Here is a 22750-nt window from a genome sequence, read left to right as displayed (position 1 = left end):
GCCCATCCATGTGAACTGGTTCACATGGATTTGGTAATCTGGTTCAAGTAGTCTTTCAACACGATATCCCAATTTTGCTGCATCAATTCTGACAGGCAAAAAACGAGATCATCATGAAAGAGTACGCAAATGAATTTACGGGTAAAAAGGCGATGATCACCGGCGGGTCACGCGGCATCGGCGCGGCCACAGCGAAACGGCTTCTTGATGCTGGCGCAACTGTAGTAGTGGCTGCCCGCGCTCGCCATGAGCAGACACCGGTGGGGGTCACATTTATCCAGGGGGACATCAGCACGCTTACCGGAGCAACTCATGTGGCGAAAGAAGCATTGGAAATCCTCGGCGGATTGGACATCCTGGTCAATAACGCTGGCGCAGCTGCTCCCAGACTTCCGGGCATCGAGTCGATATCCGATGAAGACTGGATCGAATCGCTGATGATCAATTTCATGAGTGCCGTGCGGGTAACCAACCCACTGTTGCCCGCGCTTCGTGCCAGCAGTTCAGGCGCAATTGTGAATATTTCGGCTGGCGGCCACCTTCCGTTTCATGGTTTTCTGGCACAATATGGAGCAGCCAAGGCGGCATTAAACAGTTACACCCGGTCACTGGCCAAGGAACTTGCACCGGCCGGGGTACGCGTAAACCTGGTAACGCCAGGCGCGATCATCACACCGGGAGGCGACGAAGGACGCATGCAACTTACGGCCGCAATGGGCATTACGCCGGATCAATTGTTCGGGTCAATCCCTCAGCGCAGGCCGGGGACAGCGGAGGAACTGGCCGAAACAATCGCATTCCTGGTCTCGGACCGTGCCTCTTATATTACTGGCCATAACCATTTTGTGACAGGCGGCCACGGGGATCTTGCGTGATACTTCCAGCACCTGGGGTTAAAACAAACTCGAATATCAAAAACCAGAACACAATGAAAGTCCCTTTAAATGTAATGGTCTGGTTTACGATGAAAGAAAGAGAACCTGCAACACTGATTTACAAACTTTTACATCCCCTTTACAACTTTTGACTGTTAAAAAGTTTTTGGCAAGTCGACGCCCAATATCTTTACGACCATTGTTTCACCAAACTACTGATGGTCATGAATAGCTATAACCTAACCTTTGCGCTCCTTTTCCAATTTCTATGTCTTTTCGATCCGGCGTTGAAATCTACTCAGTTATCCCCAGTTCCGGATAGTCGAAAAAAACAAAAAGCAAACATAGCCATAGCTGCAAATTCCATTTTTAAATCTGCAGATGGCGGACAGACCTGGCAGAACGTGAGCGAACCGCTGCCTGAAAATCAGCAGGCCGATCATTTTTTTGAAACCGCAGGTATTGTTTTCACCGGCTCCGACCATGGTCTTTTCAAATCTGATCACAGCGGAAAAACCTGGAAACAAGTCTATACCGGAGGCTGGGTAATGAAATTGGCAGAGTCAGACGGCGTGCTCATGGCAACCAGCCAGAATGGTATAATACGTTCGACGGACGGCGGCGAAACCTGGGATTGCGTGCTTCATGAGGGCGGTGTGGGCATCGCTGTGGAACGTATCAAAGGCGGATTTGCTGCCATCACTTACAATACAGAATCGAAGACCAGAAGAGTGCGCACATCCTACGATGGTGGTAAAACCTGGCAGCCCATTGATGCCGGACTTCCGGCAAGCCTCTCCATTTCCTCCATTGTAGAGGTCGGGGAATTCTTCTTTTGTGGTCATCCCGATGGCATTTTCAGATCGTCAGACAACGGAAAAACGTGGAAGCTGATACTGCCCTCGGTCGAAAATAAGGTCTTCAACTTATCTGTTTCAGAGAATGTGATTTATGCCATACCCAAAGATGGAGGGTGCTGAAGACCGAGGGGATTTCTGGTCCCGTGGCAGATCCGACTGTCCGGGACACAGATGAAAAAACGGGCGAACAGTTAATTCAAATCTTTCAGGATCCGGTATTGATTGGGAGTCTGTCCGACACGCTGTTTAAATAATCTGCTGAAATGCTGCGGATATTTAAAACCCAGTTCAAATGCTACCTCACTGACGGTTTTTGTTCCGATCAAAAATTTTTTCCTTCGCTACTGAGATCCGTTTGGACTGAATGTAGTCCTGAGCCGTCTGGCCAGTTTCCTTTTTAATCAGGCCGCCGAAATATTTGGCTGATAAGTTCAGCTCACCTGGGCAGTAGGCGACGGAAGGCAAACCGATGGTATGGGTAAATACCGGGTAAGCAGCGCTTCAAAGCACTTCAGGATACCCTGATGTGCCTGATCGAGGGTCACGAACTGGCGGTCGTAAAAGCGCACGCAGCAATCCGGAAAACACCTGGCCGGGCGACATAAAACGAGCGTTCCTTCCTGGTAATCGTCATATTCCTTCCCATAACGCAGGCGGCGTACACCACATCTTTCAAAAAGACGCCATTGCCCCCCATGTACTGGCTCGACTTACGTCGTGGAAAGACGAAAACACGACATTTGACAAATCGGATTTTCGCAATATCGTTTCACGGCAGAGGCACGCAGGGCCAACCAGGTGATGGTGGATTTGCTCGCCAATATTGCGCAGAAAAAAGGCAGCCACGCCCGCACAAATAGCGCGGGCGTGGCTGCTGGCACAAAAGCCATGGATCGTCCTATACTACCAAGCTGCACAGAGTGGAAGAAAATTTGGGAGGGGCAACCATCCGGCTCAGTGCGCAGGATTTAAGCAATATGGAGCGGGCAGCGTCCGAAATTGCCGTACAAGGAGACCGTTATCCCGAAGCCTTGCAAAGAAGGGTGGGTAACTAGATCTTCTTCTTAAATTCCAGGTATTCCTCTTTCGAAGATCCGGTACTGGTGTCAGTCAGCTTAACTGTAATATTGATCTGCGGTTTTCCCTCAGCATTTACAACCTTAGTACCAATCCCCTGCACTTTTTGCTGCAATGGCAGTCCGTTGCTCTGAGTTACAGCTACTATTTCATCAATTTCCAGGATATCCTTGGCAGTCGTCTTGACAGAAATCAAGTCATATTTCTGTTCTAACGTTACTTTGGTGCCGGCGACAGTTACCTCCGTATTTTTGACATATAGAATACCCAGTTGGTTTTTCTCTTTAACTGTCACTTCCCATGACTGTTTAAAAACGGTATTTGGTTCCAGGGTAGTTGTCTCATAATTTCCCACAAAATCAGGCGCAAAATCTGCTTCCGGTTCGACGTTATCATTCTTATCCTTGCATGAGCCCATCAAAACAACCAGACAACAAAAGATCAGCTTTTTCATACTTAAAGTTTAAAGAGTAAAATGTTAGGCAATAAAATCAGGAAACGTTCAAATTTTTAGTATAACGGCAATTCGTCCTAATGCGCGTATTCTAATTTGTGAAAATTCGATTTTAAAACGGTTCTACTTGCATCCACAACGCTTTCAGAACGGCAATTTACCCAGGTCGACATTTCCGCCCGTAAGGATAACGCCTATTTTTTTACCGGCGAATTGCTCCTTGTTTTTCAAAATCCCGGCAAGTCCGACAGCGCCCGAAGGCTCCACAACCAGCTTCATTCTCTCCCACAAATAGCGCATTGCCGCAATGATCTCTTCGTCCGAAACGGTCAGGATATCAGTTACATATTCCTTGATAAGGGGAAATGTCTTATCCCCAAGATATGTGAGTAATCCGTCCGCAATGGTTTTCACGTAGGGAGCCTTTTCAATTTTATCGCTTCTGAAAGACAACACGGCGTCGGCGGCACCCTCGGGCTCTCCCGCATAAACCCTGGTACCCGGGGAAAAATAATGGACGGATAATGCAGTTCCACTCAACAACCCACCCCCGCCAACCGGTGCGATAATCAGATCGAGCCTTTCTTTCTGGTCTTCGATCAGTTCCTTGGCAGCAGTAGCCTGCCCGGTTATCACTTGGTAGTTGTTGAACGGGTGTATAAATGTTGCCCCGGTTTCTTTGATAATTTCCTGCACGGCCTTCTCGCGCTCCTCGGGCGTATTCTTACAAAAAGTGACCTCCGCACCATAGCCTTTCACCGCGTTAATTTTAACAAGGGGCGAATTTTCAGGCATTACAATATATGCCCTGGCGCCTACTTTAGCAGCCGCAAATGCAATAGCCTGAGCGTGGTTCCCCGATGAATGCGTCGTGATCCCGTTTTTTAGCTTATCCTCTGCCAGGGAAAGAATGGCATTGAGCCCGCCACGCGCTTTGAATGCGCCTATCTTCTGCAGGTTTTCACATTTGAAAAAGAGATTGGCACCGCTAAGTTCGTCGAGGAACTGGGAGGTCATCGTTGGCGTGTGATGAATAAATGGCGCCACACGCTGATGCGCAGCCTCAATGTCATCTCTGGTCGGTATAGCTTCGGTCATCTTGCTCATTTGTTAGTATTTATTTCAATTTTAGAAATAAGACAATGCTTGCTCATGCAAAGGTAGCACCAAACCTACTCAACGCTCCTGCTTTCAGGCGCCAAAAGTTGCGTTCCGGCCTTGCCACGGTATCTTGTTGTTCCAAATTATCCACAGGTTCTTGCAAACGCACAACTCCCGCTGAGCCAATAGTCTTGTGGCGGCCGTGCAGTGACTGCTACAGAAAGCCAAAAGCGGAGCGGGTGAAATTACCATTTATCCAAACGGGAGACAGAGATGTGTCAATAATGACAGACGGTCCAGTATCAATAGTTGGTGATGAGCTGTATACAAACGAAAAAAGCCCGTCGTTGTGGACGGGCTTTTTTCGTTTCTTCCAAAACCTTATTTACCTGCATTAGGTGTGTAAAGGTTGAAGAACTGGTCCAGTTTCGGCGTAATGATGATTTCAGTACGACGGTTCAGGCTGCGGTTAGGTGCCGAATCGTTTGCTACTTTTGGTAGATATTCACCACGGCCACCAGCAATCATACGAACTGGCTCCACACCATACTTCTTCTGAAGCGTGCGGGCAACGGATGTAGCACGCAACACACTGAGATCCCAGTTATCAGCAATTTTATCCGTAGCGATAGGTACGTTATCTGTATGTCCTTCAATCAGGATTTCAATCTCTTTGTAGTCATTGAGAATCTTAGCTACTTTTCCCAACACAGTTTCAGCCTGTGTATTGATCACAGAACTTCCTGATTTGAAAAGCATTTTGTCGGACAAAGAGACATATACGACTCCTTTTTTAACTTCGATCTGAACATCTTCATCGCTTACATCAGCCAATGAACGTTTGAGGTTCAACACCAGCGCCATGTTCAAGGAATCTTTCTTCTGGATGCTTGAATTCAGGTCTCTGATCTGAGTTCCCTGCGCATCCATCATTGCCAATGATTTTTTGATACTTTCCGATCCTTCTTTGCTGATCACTGAAAGATCGGACATTCTGTCTAACAGGTTGTTGTTATTTTTCTTAAGGAATTCGATCTGATCTTCCAGCTCTTTCAATTTTGAGTTTTTGCTGCTGAGCTCGTCGTTCTTAGCTTTCAAATCGTTATTCAGACTGGCAGTTCTGCTGTCGCAATCGTTCAAATCGGCTCTGGCCTTATCCAATTGGATCTGGATTTCGTTCGCCTGTTTCTGCACGCTCAGCAATTTCTTCTTGCTTGCGCAGGAACCCAATACAAAAAGCATTGCAACGGCCAAAATGGTATTTTTCATAGTCATCAAGGGTTTTTTAAAATAGTTAAACACTGTTAAGTTAAGTAATTGAATAGGTACGTTTTATTAGTAAAAATATCTTGCCAGACAGCTAAATGTGGTTAAAAGCCTGGTCTAAGACCGTTTCAAGTCGCAAAGGTAAAAAAAAAGGGAAGAATGTCACAGGACATCTTCCCTTTTAACATATAATTAAATAGTTGTCTGCTGATCTAATATTTTTTTAATATGGCAACGCCCAGAAGGGGTTGCGGTGCGCTTTGATACTATCGCGTATATGTGCCGATACCAGGTCTGCATATTGCTTGTTGTCAATTTTGCGTCCTTTCATCTTTTTCGGAAGTTCCAGCTCCGCGGCAGGTACAGGCCTCATTTTGATATCAATGGCGCTTACCGTAATGTCCCCGTCATTGATTTCGAGTTCCAGGATAATACCCGGCAGGCTGGTGTAAAGTTCCGGGCCGGCTGACAGCGCTATGTCATTGGCAAACCAAGCCGTGATCTTCTGATTCTTGACTGTGTCTTCGGTCACAGCCATCATACACATATGTCCTGCCACTTCCTTGATCTTATTCATCACCTTCCAAGTCGGAGCCCTGATCGAATCTTCCACAACATAAGTTTTCCCAATCATTTCAATGATTTCGGTTTTTGTTTCCTTGCCGAAATCCCGGTAAATCCGATAATCGTCCCTGGTCCAGGAATACCCTCCCTCATTGTCTTCCTTTTTTTTGTAAGTATAGTAGGTTTGGTTTTCGTTGAAAAGTAAGGTCATTTTTTCTTTGTACTCGTCGTCGTTGCCCCATGTTTGTTTGATACGGTCCTTCTCCTCGTTGCTCAGGTAGGTCAGCCGGGAATAGATCCTGGTCCAATGAAATGTCCTTTCGTAAGTAATTTCCCCCTCTATCTGTTGTGACAATGCCGGAAAACTGGCAATGCAGACTATGATCAATATTTTGATTGCTTTCATATCAGTTTGTTAATGGTTAAAAGAATCCACCGTTATGTTTCACAGACGCTGACATACCCCGCATATTATATGTGAAGGTCAGCATAAAGTAGCGCGACAAGGTCGATACGCGTCTCTCGGTGTAAAAGTTCTGGCTGACATATTGCGAAATGCCCAGATTCTTCTTGAAAACGTCATAGGCAGTCAGACGGATTTCTCCCTTTTTATTTTTCAAAATCAGCTTGTATACCGACAGGTTCAGGATTGGTTGCTGCTGGTTAAAGCCGAACTGGTCGTTCTTATAACTGCGGTAATTGAGACGCGCGTTGAAAAAAACCTCTTTAGGCATTTTCAGGTTCATATCTGCCGTGTAGTTCGTATTAACAATTGTTTGATTCTGATTGGTGTTGATAGAATATTTGGTATCGTTGATACTCCAATTGGCGTAAGTATATAAGGTAAAAACGTCGCTTGGCGTAAGGTCCAGCCTGGCCCCTAAGTTGTAGCCCTTTGTGTTAGTTTCATTTTTAACGTCATTCACGTAAGCGATGCTGTTACCGAAATTGAGCCCCACGTTACCTCCGACAGTCAGTTTCGTTTTCACGATCGGCAGCCCGAAACCAAAATAACCTCCGTAATTATTACTCCCCGAAACGTTCATAGGCTTCGTCGTCGTCACGAGCGTTTCCGTATTGACCGAGCGGTTGTATACGATCTGGTTCACATTATAATTATAGAAAATATTACCATATAGATTCGTGAAAGACGCTGGATTGAACATTTGATACCCTCCGTAGAAATTGTGGGTAGATGAGGGCAGCAAATCCGGATTACCCTCGGTAATGTAAAGCGGATTACTATTGTCCACGATTGGCTGCAAGTCGGTAATCGATGGTTCCCTGACCGACAGCCCGTACTCCGCATATAGATACCGGTTGTTTTTGAGACTATAATTTAAGCCGATATTTGGCACCAGGCTGAAAAACGTTCGGTCGATACGGGTGAAATTATTGTTAGCCTGGTCGGTCATGAATTTTCCTTTCAGATCGAGCTGTACCCCAGCCACACCTAAAGACAGGTTCAATCCATTGGATGAGTAGCGAACGCTTGTACCCAAACGATTGTAGGTGAAATCGTTCGAATAATAACGGGTAAGGAAGGGATTCACTTCTTGCACATTTCCCTCTATATCGAACACATCACGGTCGACTTTATCCTTGCGAAGACTGTAATTGTAAAAAGTCTCCCAGGTAAATTTCTTGGCAAATGGCTCTACGAAAGAAAGGCTACCCTTGAAGTTGCCGCGGGTGCTCTCGGTTTGGTTGAGCTGATTGACCACGCTGTTCCGTACAGAATCCTGTGCGAAGGTATTGACCGAATTCAAATGCTTGTCTTCGTCGGCATTATTGATATTATAGGAGAGGCTTGCTGCGAAGTTCCGCCCTTTCTTCTTGCCCGACTTATGCCGGTACATCAGCAGGTTGGCCATCGCAAATGAATTGTAATTACTGACATTGTTCACGGTCGACTGGTTGACAGGCTGGTTCTCCATACGGAAGGAAGCTTGCTGGCTTTCATATTTACTATCTCCAAGGTTGATCCTAGAATTGCTGATGAGCACAATGCTATTGAGCGAATCGATCTCCTTTTCAAAGCGCAATGCCGGCCGGTGATTGCCGATGAAGCCGTGGGTATTGTTGTTATCCCGGGTCTGATATGATTCGTTCGTCAAGAAGTTTTGTGTACTTGACCTCACATCTACCTTGGAGTCGGTCTGGCTGTAAAAATAGCTCGTACTGAGTTTGGTTTTCTTGGTGTCAAAATTATAATTGGCACCGCCCGCCCAGTTTTTGGTAAAGCCCTCGGATGTACTCCCCCCCCAATTAGGTTGTATTGTAATATCGTCACCACCATAGGACCTGCCGCTGTTGAAGCCGAAATCCCCGTCATCCCAGTTGAACGACTGGCTACCCTTGAAGTCCTGGTAGTCGTTACGCGCGATGCCCGACTGGTTGGTATTATTTCCAAAACCAAGCAAAGCGAACTGCTGCTTGTCGTTGAAGCGGTTATAACTCACCTTTCCTTCCATCCGCGACTCGTTCCCTACCCCGGCCACTGCTTTCCCGAACCCTCCTTTTTTATGACTGTCTTTGAGTTCCAGGTTCATGGTCTTCTCGCGCTTACCGTCGTCTATGCCTGTTGCTTTTGCCTGCTCTGTCTTGCCATTGAAAACCTGCACTTTGTTAATTGCCTCTGCGGGGAGATTTTTGGTCGCCATTTTCGGATCGTCGCCGAAAAACCTTTTACCGTCTACCGTTACACGTTTGATCTCCTCCCCCTGAGCCCGGATATTCCCGTCACCATCCACCTGCACACCAGGTAACTTACGCAGAAGGTCCTCTACGGTTGATCCCGGTGGAACTTTGAAAGCCTTTGCATCAAACTCTACCGTATCGCCCCTGATGCTCAACGGCGCACGGGCAGTTTTAATGACGACCTCATAAAGCTCCTTTTGAAGTACCTTCATTTTAATTTTACCCAGATCCACCGTTTCCTGGTCTTTTGGGTTGATGTCGTCCTGGTAAGGAATAAAGCCAACATACGACACCTTGAAAATATAACTGCCTCTTTTGATGTTCTTCAATTCGAAAGCACCGTCTTTGTTGGCCCTGCCGAAATTAACAAGAGACGAATCTTTGGGAAGCAAGAGCATCACTGTTGCCTCCGGAAGTATGGCCCCGGATGTATCGGTTACCACTCCTTTTAACGTAAATCTCCCGGCGGTCTGCGCTTGAGCAGCCAACATAGAAAGACATAAACAGAACAGAAGTAAGGTTTTTTTCAAAGCTAACAGAAGGTTTAGATGAGTGGTTTTTGTAACTGTTAAATTACTCCCCGCAATAATATACAAACCAAAACAACTTTACAACTAAATTTTTAGTTTGAAGATGATTTTATGCGGCTGCAAGGAAAATTTAACTTTTATTAAGAGGACAACTGCAAATATTCACTTTTATTATATATAAGTTACTTTTATCTGCGAAAAAATTAAATTATTAACTTTACGGTAAAAAGACCGTCATTTTTGGACCCACAACATTAAAAAGAGTAAATGAAGACTATCGGTTTGGTGTCAGACACACACGGGTATTTAGATGAGCGGATATTTGATCACTTTGCCAATTGCGATGAAATCTGGCATGCGGGAGATCTTGGGTCTGTTAATATTGTGGAACAGCTCGAAGATTTTAAGACCTGCAGAATCGTGTATGGGAATATTGACAATCATCAAATCCGTGTCCGGACGCAGGAAAATCTGCATTTTGAGGTCGAGGGGTTCAGGGTGTGGATGACCCACATTGGCGGGGCACCTCCCCGTTACAATCCGCAGGTTATGCCTGCATTGCGGGCGGACACGCCGGACATTTTCATCTGCGGTCACTCACATATATTGAGGGTAATCCGCGACCCGGCACTGAACAATATGCTATACATGAACCCAGGAGCAGCAGGAAGGGAGGGCTTTCATAAGTTCCGCACAATTCTGCGGTTCAATCTGCACGAAGGGATTATCAGCCAGATGGAAGCAATCGAGCTCGGGAAAAGAGGCACTATTTCATAAGTTTAAAAAGTAATTTTTACGGTTTTGGTCTCCTTGCCACGCAAAAGCTCGGCATCTACCTGCTGCCCTTTTTCGTGTTCGCTAAGAATATCCATGTAGTCATAAATGCTGCCTATCTCTTTTCCAGCAAGTTTGGTGATAATATCACCTACCAGTATCCCTGCCTTATCTGCCGGACGTGCCTTGGAAACCCCGTCAATTTTCAGGCCTTTGCCCGAATAACTGTAATCCGGCATCACGCCTAATGTTACTTTAAAATTGCTGGTCGTGGCACCGGAATGCGGGCTGCCAGCTGTTAAAAATTCAGGTTCAACAGTTTCCGTATCGAGCTTTTGAAGGAGCCCGGCTATTACATTGAGGATACGTGCCTCGCCATCGACGTTGATTTTGTCGGCATCGTCTGAAATTTTGTGATAATCCCCGTGGCTACCCGTAAAAAACTGCACAACAGGGATATTTTTTAAATAAAAAGACGTGTGGTCGGACGCACCCACACCTGAAGAATCAATGGTGACTTTCAGATTCTGCGATTTCGCCAGATCTGGTATAAGCTTGCCCCACACTTTACTAGTGCCCCATCCCGAAACAATTATCCCTTTGTTCTCTTCCAGCCTGCCGATCATATCCATATTGATCATGGACGACACCGACATTAATGGTATAGTGGGCTTTTCCGTGAAATGTTTGGAGCCGATCAATCCCAACTCCTCGCCGGAAAATGTAATGAACAGGTAGTTATGCTTTTCCACTACATCGTTTTCGGCAAAATATCTGGCCAATTCCAGCACACCGGCAGTTCCCGACGCGTTGTCATCGGCTCCGTTATGGATTTTATTTTTACTGTCAGGGGATAATGAACTTCCCTGAAAACCCTTACCCAGGTGATCATAATGCGCACCGACCACAATCGTTTTGGCAGCCCAGTTATCCAGAAAGCCTGCCACATTTCTGCCCATCATCTGATGGGCCTTTCCTTCAATTGCGAAGGAAACCTCAAAGGGTTGGAAAAAACTACCATTCGTCCCCGCCGGTTTCAATCCGACTGTTTTAAAAAAATCTGAAATATAGTTCGCTGCCCTAACCTCCCCCAAAGTGGCTGTGCCCCGTCCTTCCAGCTCATCGGAGGCCAGAAATTCGATATGCTGTCGGATGAATGCAGGCTGGATGTTTTGCGAAAATGCAACAAATGGCACTATCCCAATCAGGACAAGCAGAAAACGCTGTTTCATTGTTTCTTAAAATGATGGTCCGATTTGGAAGGTTTAAAGTTTTTCCTGAATCTCAACAAGGAATTTTCTTACTCTCAGCAGTCGCTGGATCAGGAGCTGCGCTTCTTCCTTTCTACGTAGTTGCTCTCTGGTTCCTTTAATGGTCCGCCCCTGCTTATCACGCTGGTGCATGATCTTTTTGATGATCTCAATGTCCCTCTCCGTATATCGCCTGCGATTGCGTGCGTCCCTTTTTGGATTAAGCTGAGGAAATTTCTTTTCCCAAAAGCGTAGGGCTGAAGGCTCACAACCCACCCTTTCAGCAACTTCGTTGGTGTCGTAGTAAAGTTTTGTATTCGATTCCATATCAATATGAAGCGGTTACTACAAAGATAAGCAGCACGTCAATTAAACCCTGTTCTCTGCCAAATTTTTGATCTTGTTCAATGCGGCTGCCGCAAATTCGCCGGAAGACCTGTAATAATCCTCGCCGTCGGCCAAAGCTGCAAAATCGCCGATTTCCAGGGCAAGCCTAGTAAAACCATCTGACTCGGAGAGGTTATACTGATACCCTATGTCATAGGCAGCGGGCGGTTGTTCCCATTTAGAAACATAAAGCGCAAATACCAGCGATTTATGCGGCTCGCAAACTTTGACGGTCATTTTTGAAATGCCAGACCACTCGATTGTCCGTCCCGTTTCCAGATAATAGTCGTCGAAATCGTGAGGAAGATCATCCCATTGCCTGATATATTTTGGGGCGACCAATACTTCCCAAACCTTTGACACCGGAGCTTCAATTAATACTTCATCCTTGATTATCAATTCCTGACTCATTTTTTTTGTTTTGCGGGTGAAATGCTAGTGCGCACGTGTCGATAAATTGGAATTTGCATTGAGCCAATTTAATCTGTGGAACAATCCTTGTTTATCAATTCAGCCATCTAACCACTTATTTTATCAATTTTGTTTACTAACCGACGGCTCCCCAAATTATAATTGCTGCGATGCGGCAGTCTCCACCATTGGCTTTTGCTTAATTTTTTAGAATTTAGTTTTTAAGTTGCATATTCAAATCTTATGATTGTCATACAATCAAGACACTGTATTACAGGTACATGTGCAACTATTTCTGCATTTAAAAACTAATGAACACACAATGAGTAATGTTTAAATGATTGACAATGATGGATATACGCACACTATTAAAAAACCATGCCTTTTGCGCAGCCTGGCCCTGCTTTGAGTTGAAATGTCACACTTTCATTCTAATTCATTTCCCCGATTGCCACGTCACAAGTCCAAATAACACTCTCTGTAACCAAAGGGCAACTATTCTGATTGTCAAAACACAGCGGCGCCGGCACAACCTGCCTTCCGGAGCTGCCTGTATGTATTTATTTTTTTTCAAACCATGAGCCGGGAGGAATGCCTTAACCATCATGAGCACCAGTCCAGAATTGCCAGTATCCAGGTTTTAAGGGCTATTGCTGCTCTCATTGTTGTCGTTTACCATTCAAGGGATCTGATCGCAAAAGGCGAACCTTTCAGGAAAGAGGTCGATTTTTTGTTTAATGCCGGGGCAGCAGGTGTCCCGCTGTTTTTCGTGATCAGCGGTTTTATTATGGTTTACATTACAAAAGGAATATCCTCTTCGGGAACGAGTGTACTTCTTTTTTTTACAAAAAGGCTTTTACGCATCTGGCCTGCATACGCCGTTGTTACTTTGCTATTTTATGTCATACAGCACGGTTTTTCAGTAGATCCACTTTCTTTATCTGAGCTTGCTCAGAGTTTGTGTTTCACTCCGGTTTCACGCTTTAATCCTCCTTTTTATGGAGCTGCCACACTTTACGTCGGATGGACTCTCAACTATGAGATCTACTTTTACCTGCTGGTGACGATCTCTCTGTTTTTTTCAAGACACAGGTGGACAGTCTTCTTTTCGTTGATTTCGATAACCCTGATCTTCCTCCCATTGGCTTTGGGCGACCTAACGTTAAAGCCCGATCATGCCCTGGACTTTGGCCACGGGTATCTTAATATGATTACCAATCCGATTGTCTGGAATTTTGTCTATGGTGTGATTATAGGGCTGATCTATAACGATCATGAATTGTTTCGCCTGTTCTCCGTCGCCTTTTCTGAAAGCAATGTCGTTTTCTTTGTTGTTACACTTGTGCTGTGGCAATACTTATCGGGTTTCTTTGGCGGGTTTGGGCCGTTTCAATGGGGTTTCGGCTCTGTGTGCCTTTTCACGGCAATTGTCTTTCACAGCACCCGGCACACCTCACGCTTCCCTTCGTGGCTTGTAAGGCTTGGCGACATTTCGTTTTCGATTTATCTTCTGCATATTCCGGTACTTGTAACATTGAAGACCTTTTTTCATAAAATCGGGTACCCGGTTTTCGACTCCGGCCCCGCCATGCTGATGCTAACGATATCTGTTACCGTAGCCGCATCCAGAGTATCGTATCATTACCTCGAATTATGGCTTTCGGAATACTTGAAAGGTTTCTTTGCTAATATCGAAAAGCGGCAGGCCAAGTCGAAAGTACGCACTTGATTATCTGACCGTCAGATCTTCGACGGTTTTGAAGTTCTCATTCGTTATTTGACGCATGTCCCCAAGCCATAAGCGTTTCATAAATTGTGCGTACCGGTTGGTAACATATTCTTCGGTGTAAGTCAGCATATGTCCGACCTCCGGCTGATAGTTGAGTTCATAAGGCACTTTGTACTTTTTAAGCAAATCGGAAACCGGCTTGGCACCTTCGGAACTTAAATAATAAGGGCAGGAAAGAAAGGTGCCCTTCTGATAAGGAAGAACATTGTCACCCGTTCTCTGAAAAAAAACTGTCGGCAATGCATTGGTGGTTTTAATATAGCCGCTTTTAAATATCCCGTAGCCAAGGTACGAAAGCAACGCTCTGATCGTAAATACACTGCCATTTTGATTCGGGTCTAGTTTGCCTAGTCTCTTTGTGATACCTGGCGACAAAGCTTCGAAATCCGCTTCGGTCATGTACGCCAGTGCGGTAATTGTAATAGCCCCCGCACTGCTTCCTGCGAGCATCATCTGGCTCGGGTCAATGCCGAAGTCATCGGCCCGCTCAGCGAAATAATGTAGTGCTGCGTATGTGTCCTGAACTGCGCGATATACTGCTTGTACAACTTCCGTATTATTTCCGCCGCACGCATTTTGCTCGCTTCCTCCGATGAAACCGAGTCGGTAATTGATTGACGCTGCCGCAAACCCTTTTCGCGCCAACAGACTGGCCTTACCCATTTCATTACCCAGCCCTCCAAAAATAAAAGCTCCCTCGTGAACCATCAGAACAAATGGCCGGTGTTTCATTGTATCCGAAGCTGGCGCTACAAACGAAAAATCGAGATCGACAGGGAGACCCTTGTAGTCATTTGCCCTGGAATAAAATCCGGTACGGCGATCCAGGTCCGCTTCTTCAAACAAATAGTAAGTCCCAAATCTTGCAGAATGGCCCAGGAAGTAATCCTCGGTACCTATCCTGGTGGTGTCTTTAATAACTGTGTCCGGAGATGATGTGGTGGCGGTGTCTATCTCAGTTGAGTCGGCAATTTCTGTGGGCTGGGGGGATACCGGTGTTGCACAATTGGTACACCACCGGATCAATAGTAACAGAACACTGCTGACACAGATTTTTCTGAACATGCTAGTTGTTTACGTTCTTTTTAATTCTTGTAGAATCAGTTTCCCGATTTTGCTCGCTCTGATGATAAAAGTAACCTTCCGTTTTATTTTTGTCGGCAAGGTCACTGTCCTTTTTCTCTTTATTTCCCCTCGCCCCCATTTGTTTGGCACATGAGGTTAAGAAAACGAACACGACCACTCCTGTAATTACGCCTACTGCTATGATCTTTTTCATGATATCCTGCTTCAATTGTTGTTGATGAGATTCCCTGTCTATCAGGGACACAAACACTTCACAAAAAGGATACCAAGGCGCCCAGCCCCATTTATTGCGGTTTCTGCGACTAGCCTGAGACTTTTGGTATGATTTTATAAAGTCTTGGAATGCACACCAAAATCCAAGGCATTATGGACGTAATCATCTTCTTAAAGGCCATCAGCAATCTGCTCTTTGCAGCAATTCTGTTCCTGGCCGTACTCATCACCTCTGCGTTTTCGGTAGTAGTGTATATTTTGAAAGGATTAGGTCCGGCACTCGGTCACCGCCTGACTTTCCGGAAAAAGTAATGGCTAAGACAGCAGGTTTTGCCTCAAAAGAAACTCAAGCTGTCCGTTCACGTCCATCAGCTTCTCTATCAATTCCTTGTTTTCTTCACGCAGATGAAATATTTCATAAGCATTCTTGATGATGATCCGCAGTTGCTGCTCGTCCCAGGGCTTGTTGAGGTAATAGTAAATGTGGCCCTTATTTACAGCGTCGATCACCGCAGTAATGTCCGTGTACCCGGTCAAAAGGATACGGACCGGGTCGGTATATTCCTTTAATACTTCGATCAGAAAATCAACGCCGGTCATTTCCGGCATTCTTTGATCCGTTATGATCACATGCACGACATTGTGCTTCAACAGCTCGAGACCTTCCCGCCCGGATGTGGCAATCAGAATGTTAAAATCTCTTCTGAAAGCGGCCTTAAACGAATTGAGATTATTGATTTCATCATCTACATAAAGCACGCTGATTTTTCCTTTTTCCATTGCTTCAAAATTCTTTACCAGGAGGCGGTTTTACAGTTTTGGGGGCTTTTACGAACTAATTTCTAATATTATAATAATAATTCTATATTCACATCAATCTGTCAGTCACACTTTTCGCGGATTCATATTCCATAGAACCGTAACCATCTGCTAATAAGTAAAATTTCCTCGGAATCGTCCAAATATTTTTCTCACCATTTTAAGAGGGGTTAGTTTTACAAAAATAAATTCAGCAATTTGTGTACTTGATTCAATCAAGATCGTCTGTGAATATACTAGATTCAAAATATGCAATGGCAGGTCGGATCGAAATTTATTCATTGATCCGCGGTATTGATTGATCTGGACGTTATTCCACTAAGAACGGGACCCACAATAACTTAAAAATGTATCAAGGAACAAGCCTTAGTAGCACTTACAAACCAGTTTTTATCCAAAAAGATCAGTATAGGAACAAGGAAAAATTCGATTCATTTATTGACAATTACAGGGATAAAATCATCCTGGATCTGTTCGAGTCACAGAAAAAGGAACTGATACGGATTCGCAGCCCCCGAAAACGCCTCACCAGCATTGAAACCGACGAGCTATACAGGCAATGGCGAATTGGAAAAAATCCGGATACAGAGGGAACCTGGCTGTTCTACCCCTGGTCGGGCAGGCTTCTCCACATTTTAGACGAAAATGAGTTCACCGAGCTCAGGACAAGCCGTAATCAATACAAGATTACTCCGGAAGAACAGAAGGAACTAGCAACACGTAAAATTGGGATTATCGGCCTATCAGTCGGTCACGCTGTGGCAGTCAGCCTTGCAACGGAGAGGGCCTGCGGCACACTCAAACTGGCTGATTTTGACACCATTGAATTAAGTAACCTAAATAGGATCAAGGCAGGCTTACATAACATCGGCGTCAATAAATGTATTGTTACCGCCAGGGAAATTGCAGAAATCGACCCATTCCTTGAAATTGAATGCTACACGGAGGGTGTCACCAAAGAGAACCTGTCCCGGTTCCTGTTGGACGACGGCAAGCTGGATATATTGATAGACGAATGCGATGATATCGGAATTAAAATAGCTTGTCGTGTGATGGCGTCGCAGCACCAGATACCTGTGGTAATGGAAACGAGTGACAGGGGGATGCTGGATGTGGAACGCTTTGACATCGAGCACGACAGGCCAATTTTCCACGGCCTTCTTAAAGGTATTCCGCCCGAAAAGTTTGACCATATTTCTGAGGAGGAACGTCTTCCGCTTGTACTCCGGATTGTGAATGCCATCAATGGTTCCAAAAGGGGCAAGGTATCCCTGCTCGAAATCGGACAGACGATCAGCACATGGCCCCAGCTAGCCAGCGCAGTTACCCTTGGTGCTGGGGTAGTCACAGATGTATGCCGTCGCATTTTATTAAAAAAATTCAACGAATCCGGCCGCTATTACATTGATTTGGAAGAACTTGTGGCAAACAAGATAATTCCGGAAAAGGTCAACCTTGCCGGAAATCCATATCAACCATTTGACCTCGCCGAGGCCATTCTTGCTGCAGATTCCCTGCCCTATTCTCGCAAATCTGCGCCAATCGGCGAGGACCTGATCCGTGAAATCGTCAACGCAGCCTGCTTTGCCCCTTCTACCGGCAATGATCAGCCGTGGAAATGGCTCTATCGGAACGGGCGGCTGCATTTATTTCATGACCGCTTCAGATCTTATTCTTTTGGTGATTTTGATCAGATCGCCTCCAATATATCGTTTGGCGCGGCCTATGAAAATCTGATACTCAAAAGCAGTGAACTCGGATTAGGGATTCGGGGGCAGGTATTCCCGTTGGGCACTTCATCCACACTTATAGCCACCATTGAGTTCGTCGACCAACATAGCGAGTACATCGATGCCGAACGTGTATACGCTTCCGATCTGTCGCAGTGGATTTACGAACGGTGTACCAACAGGAATCCCTCGATACCCGCTTCGATTACTGAACAGGAGGTTGAAATTTTCAAAAATGCTGCGGAGAGTGTTCCGGGAGCACGTTTTCATTTCTTCGAAGATAAACAACTCATACGGGCACTGGGCGAAATCATTGGCGAGTGTGACAGGATCAGGCTACTCAACCCAAACGGACACCGCGATTTCGTTCAAAGGGAGATGAAATGGTCACCAGCGGAAGCCGAAACTTCCCGAGATGGTATCGACATCCGTACACTGGGCATGAACAACGCCCAGATGGCAGCACTTGCAATGATCCGGGATGAGGAAATTACCAGCGCATTGAAAATCATCCATGGAGGCAGCGCATTGATCGATGTGGCGCTCAAAACACTCAGTACTGCTTCGGCAATCGGTATGATCACATTGCCCAATTACAGCTACCTGGATTTTTTCCAAGGAGGAATGGCCATGCAAAGACTTTGGCTAAGGGCGGAGCAATCCGGATTTGCAATTCATCCTTTGATCTCCCCTTTTTACTTATTTCCAAGGGTCACTAAAGGTAATGGTGCCGGGCTGGATGCCGAAGAAACCGAAAGATTAAAAGATCTTAGAAAAAAATTTCTGGAACTCGTTCCGTTTGAAGATAATATTGCAGAAGTGTTTTTATTCAAAATTGCAAAGGCGGAAAAACCTCAGATCAAAAGTTACAGGTTACCGTTGGAGAAAACACTTTTTATCGTAAACCCCGAAAAATAAATGGTAGCACATATAAAAGCCTACCGTGCGCCGGACGATGTGGAAACCAGCCTTAAATATGCCGAAGGCCACCGCAAAGTGTTGGAAGCATACGGTGTGAAGCAGGTAACTTCTTACAGCCACAACTGGCTCGAAGACCCGAATACATATGTGATCATCGTGGAATCAGAGGACGGCAGCAAAATTTACGGCGGAACGAGGGTACAGGTAAGGTCCCCGAACCTTAAAATGCCCATGGAGGATGCCATCGCAAAAATCGACAAAAACATCTATAGTTATGTCGACAATATCGGTGACTACAATGTTGCGGAATTTTGCGGATTGTTCAATTCCAAGGAAGTGGCCGGATATGGAATTGGAAGCGTATATCTGGGAAGGACGGCCATGGCCATTTCTTCCATGGTCGGGATCAAATACCTGATGGGCCTATGCTCTCCTATCACACTGGTAATCAGTCAGCGGATTGGATTTGAAGTACTCACAGACCTGGGGAACAACGGAACGTTTTACTATCCCAAAGAAGGCCTGATCGCCACATCGCTGATTGCGAGAGACCTGACTAACCTGCCGTTCGCGACAGATGAAGAACGTCAAAAAATATTCAGCCTGCGAGAAAACCCCAGACAGACCGTTTTGGAAAATGGCAGACGGGGGGAACTGGAAATTATATATGATATCAACAAATGGATTTAAGGTTCTACCAGCGTTTTTTTCTTACGTTCTTCGTTTCGCTTTTTTCCGTTGTAGCCTACGGCGGTGAGATCGCTTTTAAAGGCAATGACTTAACGCTCGGGAAAAATGTTGAGATACTGGAAGATACCGCCGGGACCATGACGCTTGACCAAGTCATTTCTTCCCGTAAGTTTGTTCAGAGTCACGATGAAACCCCAAATTTCGGGCTCAGCAATTCCACCTTCTGGATCAAGCTGACCATTAAAAATGAAACTGACGAGGAGGATATGTTCCTCGAGCTGGCTTACCCGCGGATCGAATTCTGCACGCTCTATTCGATGGAACAGGGCCGGTTTCGTGAAGAATCCATTACCTGGAATGATGTATTCGGTAAACGAAGCGTTCAACACCAGAATATCGTTTTTGAACTCGCCATCCCCACTCAAAAGTCGAAAACCTATTATCTGAAGATCCGCGCTAGCGAACAGATCGTTGTGCCTCTGATCATTCGCAGCGAAGCTGGTTTCTTCAAATACGCATTTAACAATGAAACCATAGCGGGAATCCACATGGGGGTTTTGCTGGTGATGATGCTCTACAACTTCTTCGTCTATTTTTCGATACGGGAAAAGAGCTACCTCTATTACGTTTTGTACATCCTGTTTATGGGACTTAATCAGACAACGATCACCGGCTACACTTTCAAGTTCCTCTGGCCTGATACCCCATCCCTGAACAAATATTTCAGCGTATTTCCAACGCTAGGCGGAATATTTGCTATTTTATTCTTCCAAAATTTCCTGCATTCAAAAGAAAAGTCTCCGGTAATACATCGTATTCTTTCGGCAGTTATCGTAGGATTCATCCTGGCAATTGTTTTCAATTTGATGGGCATGGACCGGATCAGTTACCGGATTATCGATGTAACCGGCGTTTCGGCATCTTTGCTGGCACTGATTGTAGCTATCCAGCTTTCTTTGCAAAATTATCGTCCCGCGAAATTCTATCTGGTCGCATGGTCGATTTTTTTGGTTGGAATAGTACTTTATACACTGAGAAATCTTAATATATTACCCTATAATACCTTTACAAACTATACGATGCAGGCAGGTACCGCGATTGAGGTGATCTTGCTTTCATTCGCGCTTGCCGACAAAATCAACATTTTCAAGCAGGAAAAAGAAGCTTCGCAGGCACAGGCGCTGAGGATTTCAATGGAAAATGAAAAGATGATCCTGGAACAAAACGCCTTCTTGGAAAAAAGTGTCAACGAGAGAACTGCCGAGCTGCAATTTGCCAACACGGAGCTCAACGGTGCGCTCACTAAACTGAAAGACGCCCAAAGCCAGCTTCTGGATTCAGAAAAAATGGCGTCCCTCGGCCAGCTCACGGCCGGGATCGCTCACGAGATCAATAACCCGATCAACTTCGTAAGTTCTAACATTCGCCCGTTGAGAAGGGACATTGACGACGTTCTTGAGATATTGGATTCATACAGCGAGATTCAGAACGTGGAATCTCTGGATGTTCTTAAAAGTAAAGTGGAAGAGATAGAGCATCTGAAAGATGAACTCGATCTTGATTACATCAAAACTGAACTTGTCACGCTTCTGAAAGGTATGGAAGACGGCGCACAGAGAACTGTGGAGATTGTCAAAGGGCTTAAAATATTCTCCCGTGTCGATGAGACCGACCTGAATCTGGTCAATATCAATGAAGGCATCGAGTCTACGGTGATCATATTGAATTATCAGATGGGTAATTCGATACGGCTCGTCAAAGAGCTGGGGAATATCCCCAGCATTGAATGTTACGCGGGAAAGCTCAACCAGGTCTTTATGAACATCCTCACCAATTCCATTTACGCATTGCAAAAGGAAAAACATAATAGTGACCAACCAACCATCTGGATAAAAACGTGGCTTAAAGATCCTGAACACATTTCCATTTCAATGCGCGATAACGGCCCAGGGATGACTCCCGAGGTCCGCAACAAAATATTCGAACCTTTTTTCACAACCAAGCAAGTGGGGGACGGAACTGGATTAGGGCTTTCAATTGTCTTTAAAATTATCGAAGTTCACAGCGGCAATATCCAGGTAAATACAGAAGTCGGGCAGGGAACAGAATTTGTGATCACCCTGCCAGTCAAGAAAAAAGTACGCCCTATCCCTATTTTCAATGAATGATAAAGCAATAACCATTCTCTATATTGACGATGAGGAGCATAATCTGCATTCGTTCAAAGCTTCATTCCGTAAGCAATACGATATCACGATTACTTCCTCTGTCGTAGAAGCGGAACTGATCATGGAAAACAAGGATTTCTGTATCATTCTGGCAGACCAGAGAATGCCGATCATGACAGGTGTGCAATTCTTTGAAAAAATCAGGATCAAACACCCAAAACCTATACGCATACTCATCACGGGGCATACAGACATTAGTGCCGCGATTGATGCCATCAACAAGGGAGAAGTGTTTAGGTTCATCGACAAGCCCTGGGACTACAAATATGTGGAAACAGCTATTTCGAGCGCTTATGATATCTACAAGACCAGAGAGGATCTCAAACTGCGCAATATTGAACTCCAGAAGGCCAATGAAGAACTTGATAAATTTGTGTACAGCGCCTCTCACGACCTCCGCGCACCACTGATGTCCGTACTGGGAATCGTAAACCTGGCATTGCTGGAAGAAGATGTAAAATCGCAGAACGAATACCTGGAACTGATACGCCAGTCAGTTAAAAAGCTGGACACGTTTATCATCAACATCATTGATTACTATAAAAATGCACGTGGTGTTCCTGTTGTAACTAACATCAGTTTCGAAGAACTGGTAACGGAAGTCCAGGCCACTATACAGTATCTGCCAGAATATGGTAACCTCAAAATGACAACCGAGATCGATCAGGTCGGCGTGTTCCAGTCCGATGTTATGAAACTGAGGATTATCTTTAATAACCTGATCAACAATGCGATCAAATTTCAGGACAGGTCCAAAGCGGAACCTTACGTACACCTGACCGTCAAGTCCACTCCTACGCATGCCAGGATCGTTGTGGCAGATAATGGCACCGGGATCAAGGAGTCGGATCAGGACAAGATTTTCAAGATGTTTTACCGGGCCGGCGCAACCAACAGCGGCTCGGGGATAGGACTGTATATTGTGCATGAAGCCATATCCAAGTTGGGTGGGGAAATTACGGTTAATTCAAAAATAGGCGAAGGTAGTATTTTTGAAATCAACATCCCTTCTATAACTAAATAAC

The 22750-nt window shown here is 45.3% G+C and carries 21 protein-coding genes and 1 pseudogene; 10 read left to right on the top strand and 12 right to left on the bottom strand.

Annotated elements, in window-relative coordinates; genetic code table 11:
• Positions 1-113 precede the first annotated feature (113 nt).
• Both AC1XUF_RS21245 and AC1XUF_RS21240 read left to right on the top strand, forming a co-directional pair.
• Positions 114-875 (top strand): oxidoreductase, encoded by a 762-nt coding sequence (locus tag AC1XUF_RS21245; protein ID WP_483343840.1) that lies wholly within the window; start codon positions 114-116, stop codon positions 873-875.
• A gap of 224 nt (positions 876-1099) precedes the next feature.
• Positions 1100-1855, top strand: coding sequence for a WD40/YVTN/BNR-like repeat-containing protein (locus AC1XUF_RS21240; RefSeq protein ID WP_483343839.1), 756 nt, complete (start codon positions 1100-1102; stop codon positions 1853-1855).
• A 71-nt stretch (positions 1856-1926) separates the two neighbouring features.
• Here AC1XUF_RS21240 and AC1XUF_RS21235 read toward each other — a convergent pair.
• Positions 1927-2319: pseudogene (locus AC1XUF_RS21235) on the bottom strand (helix-turn-helix domain-containing protein); the annotation flags it as partial.
• 336 nt (positions 2320-2655) lie between these two features.
• Between AC1XUF_RS21235 and AC1XUF_RS21230 the strand changes: the two are divergent.
• Positions 2656-2790 carry a hypothetical protein gene (locus tag AC1XUF_RS21230; RefSeq protein ID WP_483343838.1) on the top strand — a complete coding sequence of 45 codons (135 nt, stop codon included), beginning with the start codon at positions 2656-2658 and terminating at the stop codon, positions 2788-2790.
• Here the strand turns inward: AC1XUF_RS21230 and AC1XUF_RS21225 are convergent.
• The 5 genes from AC1XUF_RS21225 to AC1XUF_RS21205 all read right to left on the bottom strand — a co-directional run bounded on the left by AC1XUF_RS21225 (position 2787) and on the right by AC1XUF_RS21205 (position 9427).
• Positions 2787-3266 carry a hypothetical protein gene (locus AC1XUF_RS21225; protein WP_483343837.1) on the bottom strand — a complete coding sequence of 160 codons (480 nt, stop codon included), beginning with the start codon at positions 3264-3266 and terminating at the stop codon, positions 2787-2789. The genes AC1XUF_RS21230 and AC1XUF_RS21225 overlap by 4 nt on opposite strands.
• 144 nt (positions 3267-3410) lie before the next feature.
• Entirely contained in the window at positions 3411-4364 is a 954-nt protein-coding gene (locus AC1XUF_RS21220) for a threonine ammonia-lyase (protein ID WP_483344042.1), read from the bottom strand.
• Positions 4365-4748: 384 nt separating this feature from the next.
• Positions 4749-5636: an OmpA/MotB family protein gene (locus tag AC1XUF_RS21215; protein WP_483343836.1), complete on the bottom strand. Its 888-nt coding sequence runs from the start codon at positions 5634-5636 to the stop codon at positions 4749-4751.
• Positions 5637-5856: 220 nt separating this feature from the next.
• The gene (locus AC1XUF_RS21210) at positions 5857-6603 is read right to left on the bottom strand and encodes a GLPGLI family protein (protein ID WP_483343835.1); all 747 of its coding nucleotides are present in this window, start codon (positions 6601-6603) and stop codon (positions 5857-5859) included.
• 16 nt (positions 6604-6619) lie between these two features.
• Positions 6620-9427 (bottom strand): TonB-dependent receptor domain-containing protein, encoded by a 2808-nt coding sequence (locus AC1XUF_RS21205; protein WP_483343834.1) that lies wholly within the window; start codon positions 9425-9427, stop codon positions 6620-6622.
• Positions 9428-9694: 267 nt separating this feature from the next.
• On the opposite strand from AC1XUF_RS21205, the gene AC1XUF_RS21200 reads away from it, so the two are divergent.
• Complete coding sequence (locus tag AC1XUF_RS21200; protein WP_483343833.1) at positions 9695-10204, top strand: metallophosphoesterase family protein; 510 nt, start codon at positions 9695-9697, stop codon at positions 10202-10204.
• Positions 10205-10206: 2 nt separating this feature from the next.
• Here the strand turns inward: AC1XUF_RS21200 and AC1XUF_RS21195 are convergent, their stop codons facing one another.
• From AC1XUF_RS21195 to AC1XUF_RS21185, 3 genes are read right to left on the bottom strand one after another with little or no spacing between them, the layout of a single operon-like run.
• Complete coding sequence (locus AC1XUF_RS21195; protein ID WP_483343832.1) at positions 10207-11433, bottom strand: M20/M25/M40 family metallo-hydrolase; 1227 nt, start codon at positions 11431-11433, stop codon at positions 10207-10209.
• Positions 11434-11466: 33 nt separating this feature from the next.
• Entirely contained in the window at positions 11467-11778 is a 312-nt protein-coding gene (locus AC1XUF_RS21190) for a MerR family transcriptional regulator (RefSeq protein ID WP_483343831.1), read from the bottom strand.
• Positions 11779-11820: 42 nt separating this feature from the next.
• Positions 11821-12249 (bottom strand): SRPBCC family protein, encoded by a 429-nt coding sequence (locus AC1XUF_RS21185; RefSeq protein WP_483343830.1) that lies wholly within the window; start codon positions 12247-12249, stop codon positions 11821-11823.
• Positions 12250-12826: 577 nt separating this feature from the next.
• Between AC1XUF_RS21185 and AC1XUF_RS21180 the strand changes: the two genes are divergently transcribed.
• A complete protein-coding gene (locus AC1XUF_RS21180; protein ID WP_483343829.1) occupies positions 12827-13978 on the top strand; it encodes an acyltransferase family protein in 1152 nt (383 codons plus the stop codon).
• Here AC1XUF_RS21180 and AC1XUF_RS21175 read toward each other — a convergent pair whose 3' ends face one another.
• Positions 13979-15103 carry a carboxylesterase family protein gene (locus tag AC1XUF_RS21175; RefSeq protein ID WP_483343828.1) on the bottom strand — a complete coding sequence of 375 codons (1125 nt, stop codon included), beginning with the start codon at positions 15101-15103 and terminating at the stop codon, positions 13979-13981. It abuts the gene before it with no gap.
• A gap of 1 nt (position 15104) precedes the next feature.
• Positions 15105-15317, bottom strand: coding sequence for a hypothetical protein (locus AC1XUF_RS21170; RefSeq protein WP_483343827.1), 213 nt, complete (start codon positions 15315-15317; stop codon positions 15105-15107).
• A 149-nt stretch (positions 15318-15466) separates the two neighbouring features.
• Here AC1XUF_RS21170 and AC1XUF_RS21165 point away from each other — a divergent pair, with 149 nt between their 5' ends.
• Positions 15467-15649, top strand: a complete 183-nt coding sequence (locus AC1XUF_RS21165) for a hypothetical protein (protein ID WP_483343826.1) — start codon at positions 15467-15469, stop codon at positions 15647-15649.
• 3 nt (positions 15650-15652) lie between these two features.
• On the opposite strand, the gene AC1XUF_RS21160 is transcribed toward AC1XUF_RS21165, so the two are convergent.
• Positions 15653-16117 carry a response regulator gene (locus tag AC1XUF_RS21160; RefSeq protein WP_483343825.1) on the bottom strand — a complete coding sequence of 155 codons (465 nt, stop codon included), beginning with the start codon at positions 16115-16117 and terminating at the stop codon, positions 15653-15655.
• Positions 16118-16503: 386 nt separating this feature from the next.
• Here AC1XUF_RS21160 and AC1XUF_RS21155 point away from each other — a divergent pair, with 386 nt between their 5' ends.
• From AC1XUF_RS21155 to AC1XUF_RS21140, 4 genes are read left to right on the top strand one after another with little or no spacing between them, the layout of a single operon-like run.
• On the top strand, positions 16504-18804 hold the full coding sequence (locus AC1XUF_RS21155) for an Rv1355c family protein (RefSeq protein ID WP_483343824.1): 2301 nt from the start codon (positions 16504-16506) through the stop codon (positions 18802-18804).
• Positions 18805-19497 carry a hypothetical protein gene (locus tag AC1XUF_RS21150; RefSeq protein ID WP_483343823.1) on the top strand — a complete coding sequence of 231 codons (693 nt, stop codon included), beginning with the start codon at positions 18805-18807 and terminating at the stop codon, positions 19495-19497.
• The gene (locus AC1XUF_RS21145) at positions 19488-21665 is read left to right on the top strand and encodes a sensor histidine kinase (protein ID WP_483343822.1); all 2178 of its coding nucleotides are present in this window, start codon (positions 19488-19490) and stop codon (positions 21663-21665) included. Before AC1XUF_RS21150 ends, AC1XUF_RS21145 begins: the two co-directional genes overlap by 10 nt.
• Positions 21658-22749 (top strand): sensor histidine kinase, encoded by a 1092-nt coding sequence (locus AC1XUF_RS21140; protein WP_483343821.1) that lies wholly within the window; start codon positions 21658-21660, stop codon positions 22747-22749. Before AC1XUF_RS21145 ends, AC1XUF_RS21140 begins: the two co-directional genes overlap by 8 nt.
• Position 22750: the final 1 nt, after the last annotated feature.

This window comes from Dyadobacter sp. HNCC25DJ185 (assembly GCF_056895195.1).
This window is presented reverse-complemented; position numbering and strand designations above follow the sequence as displayed.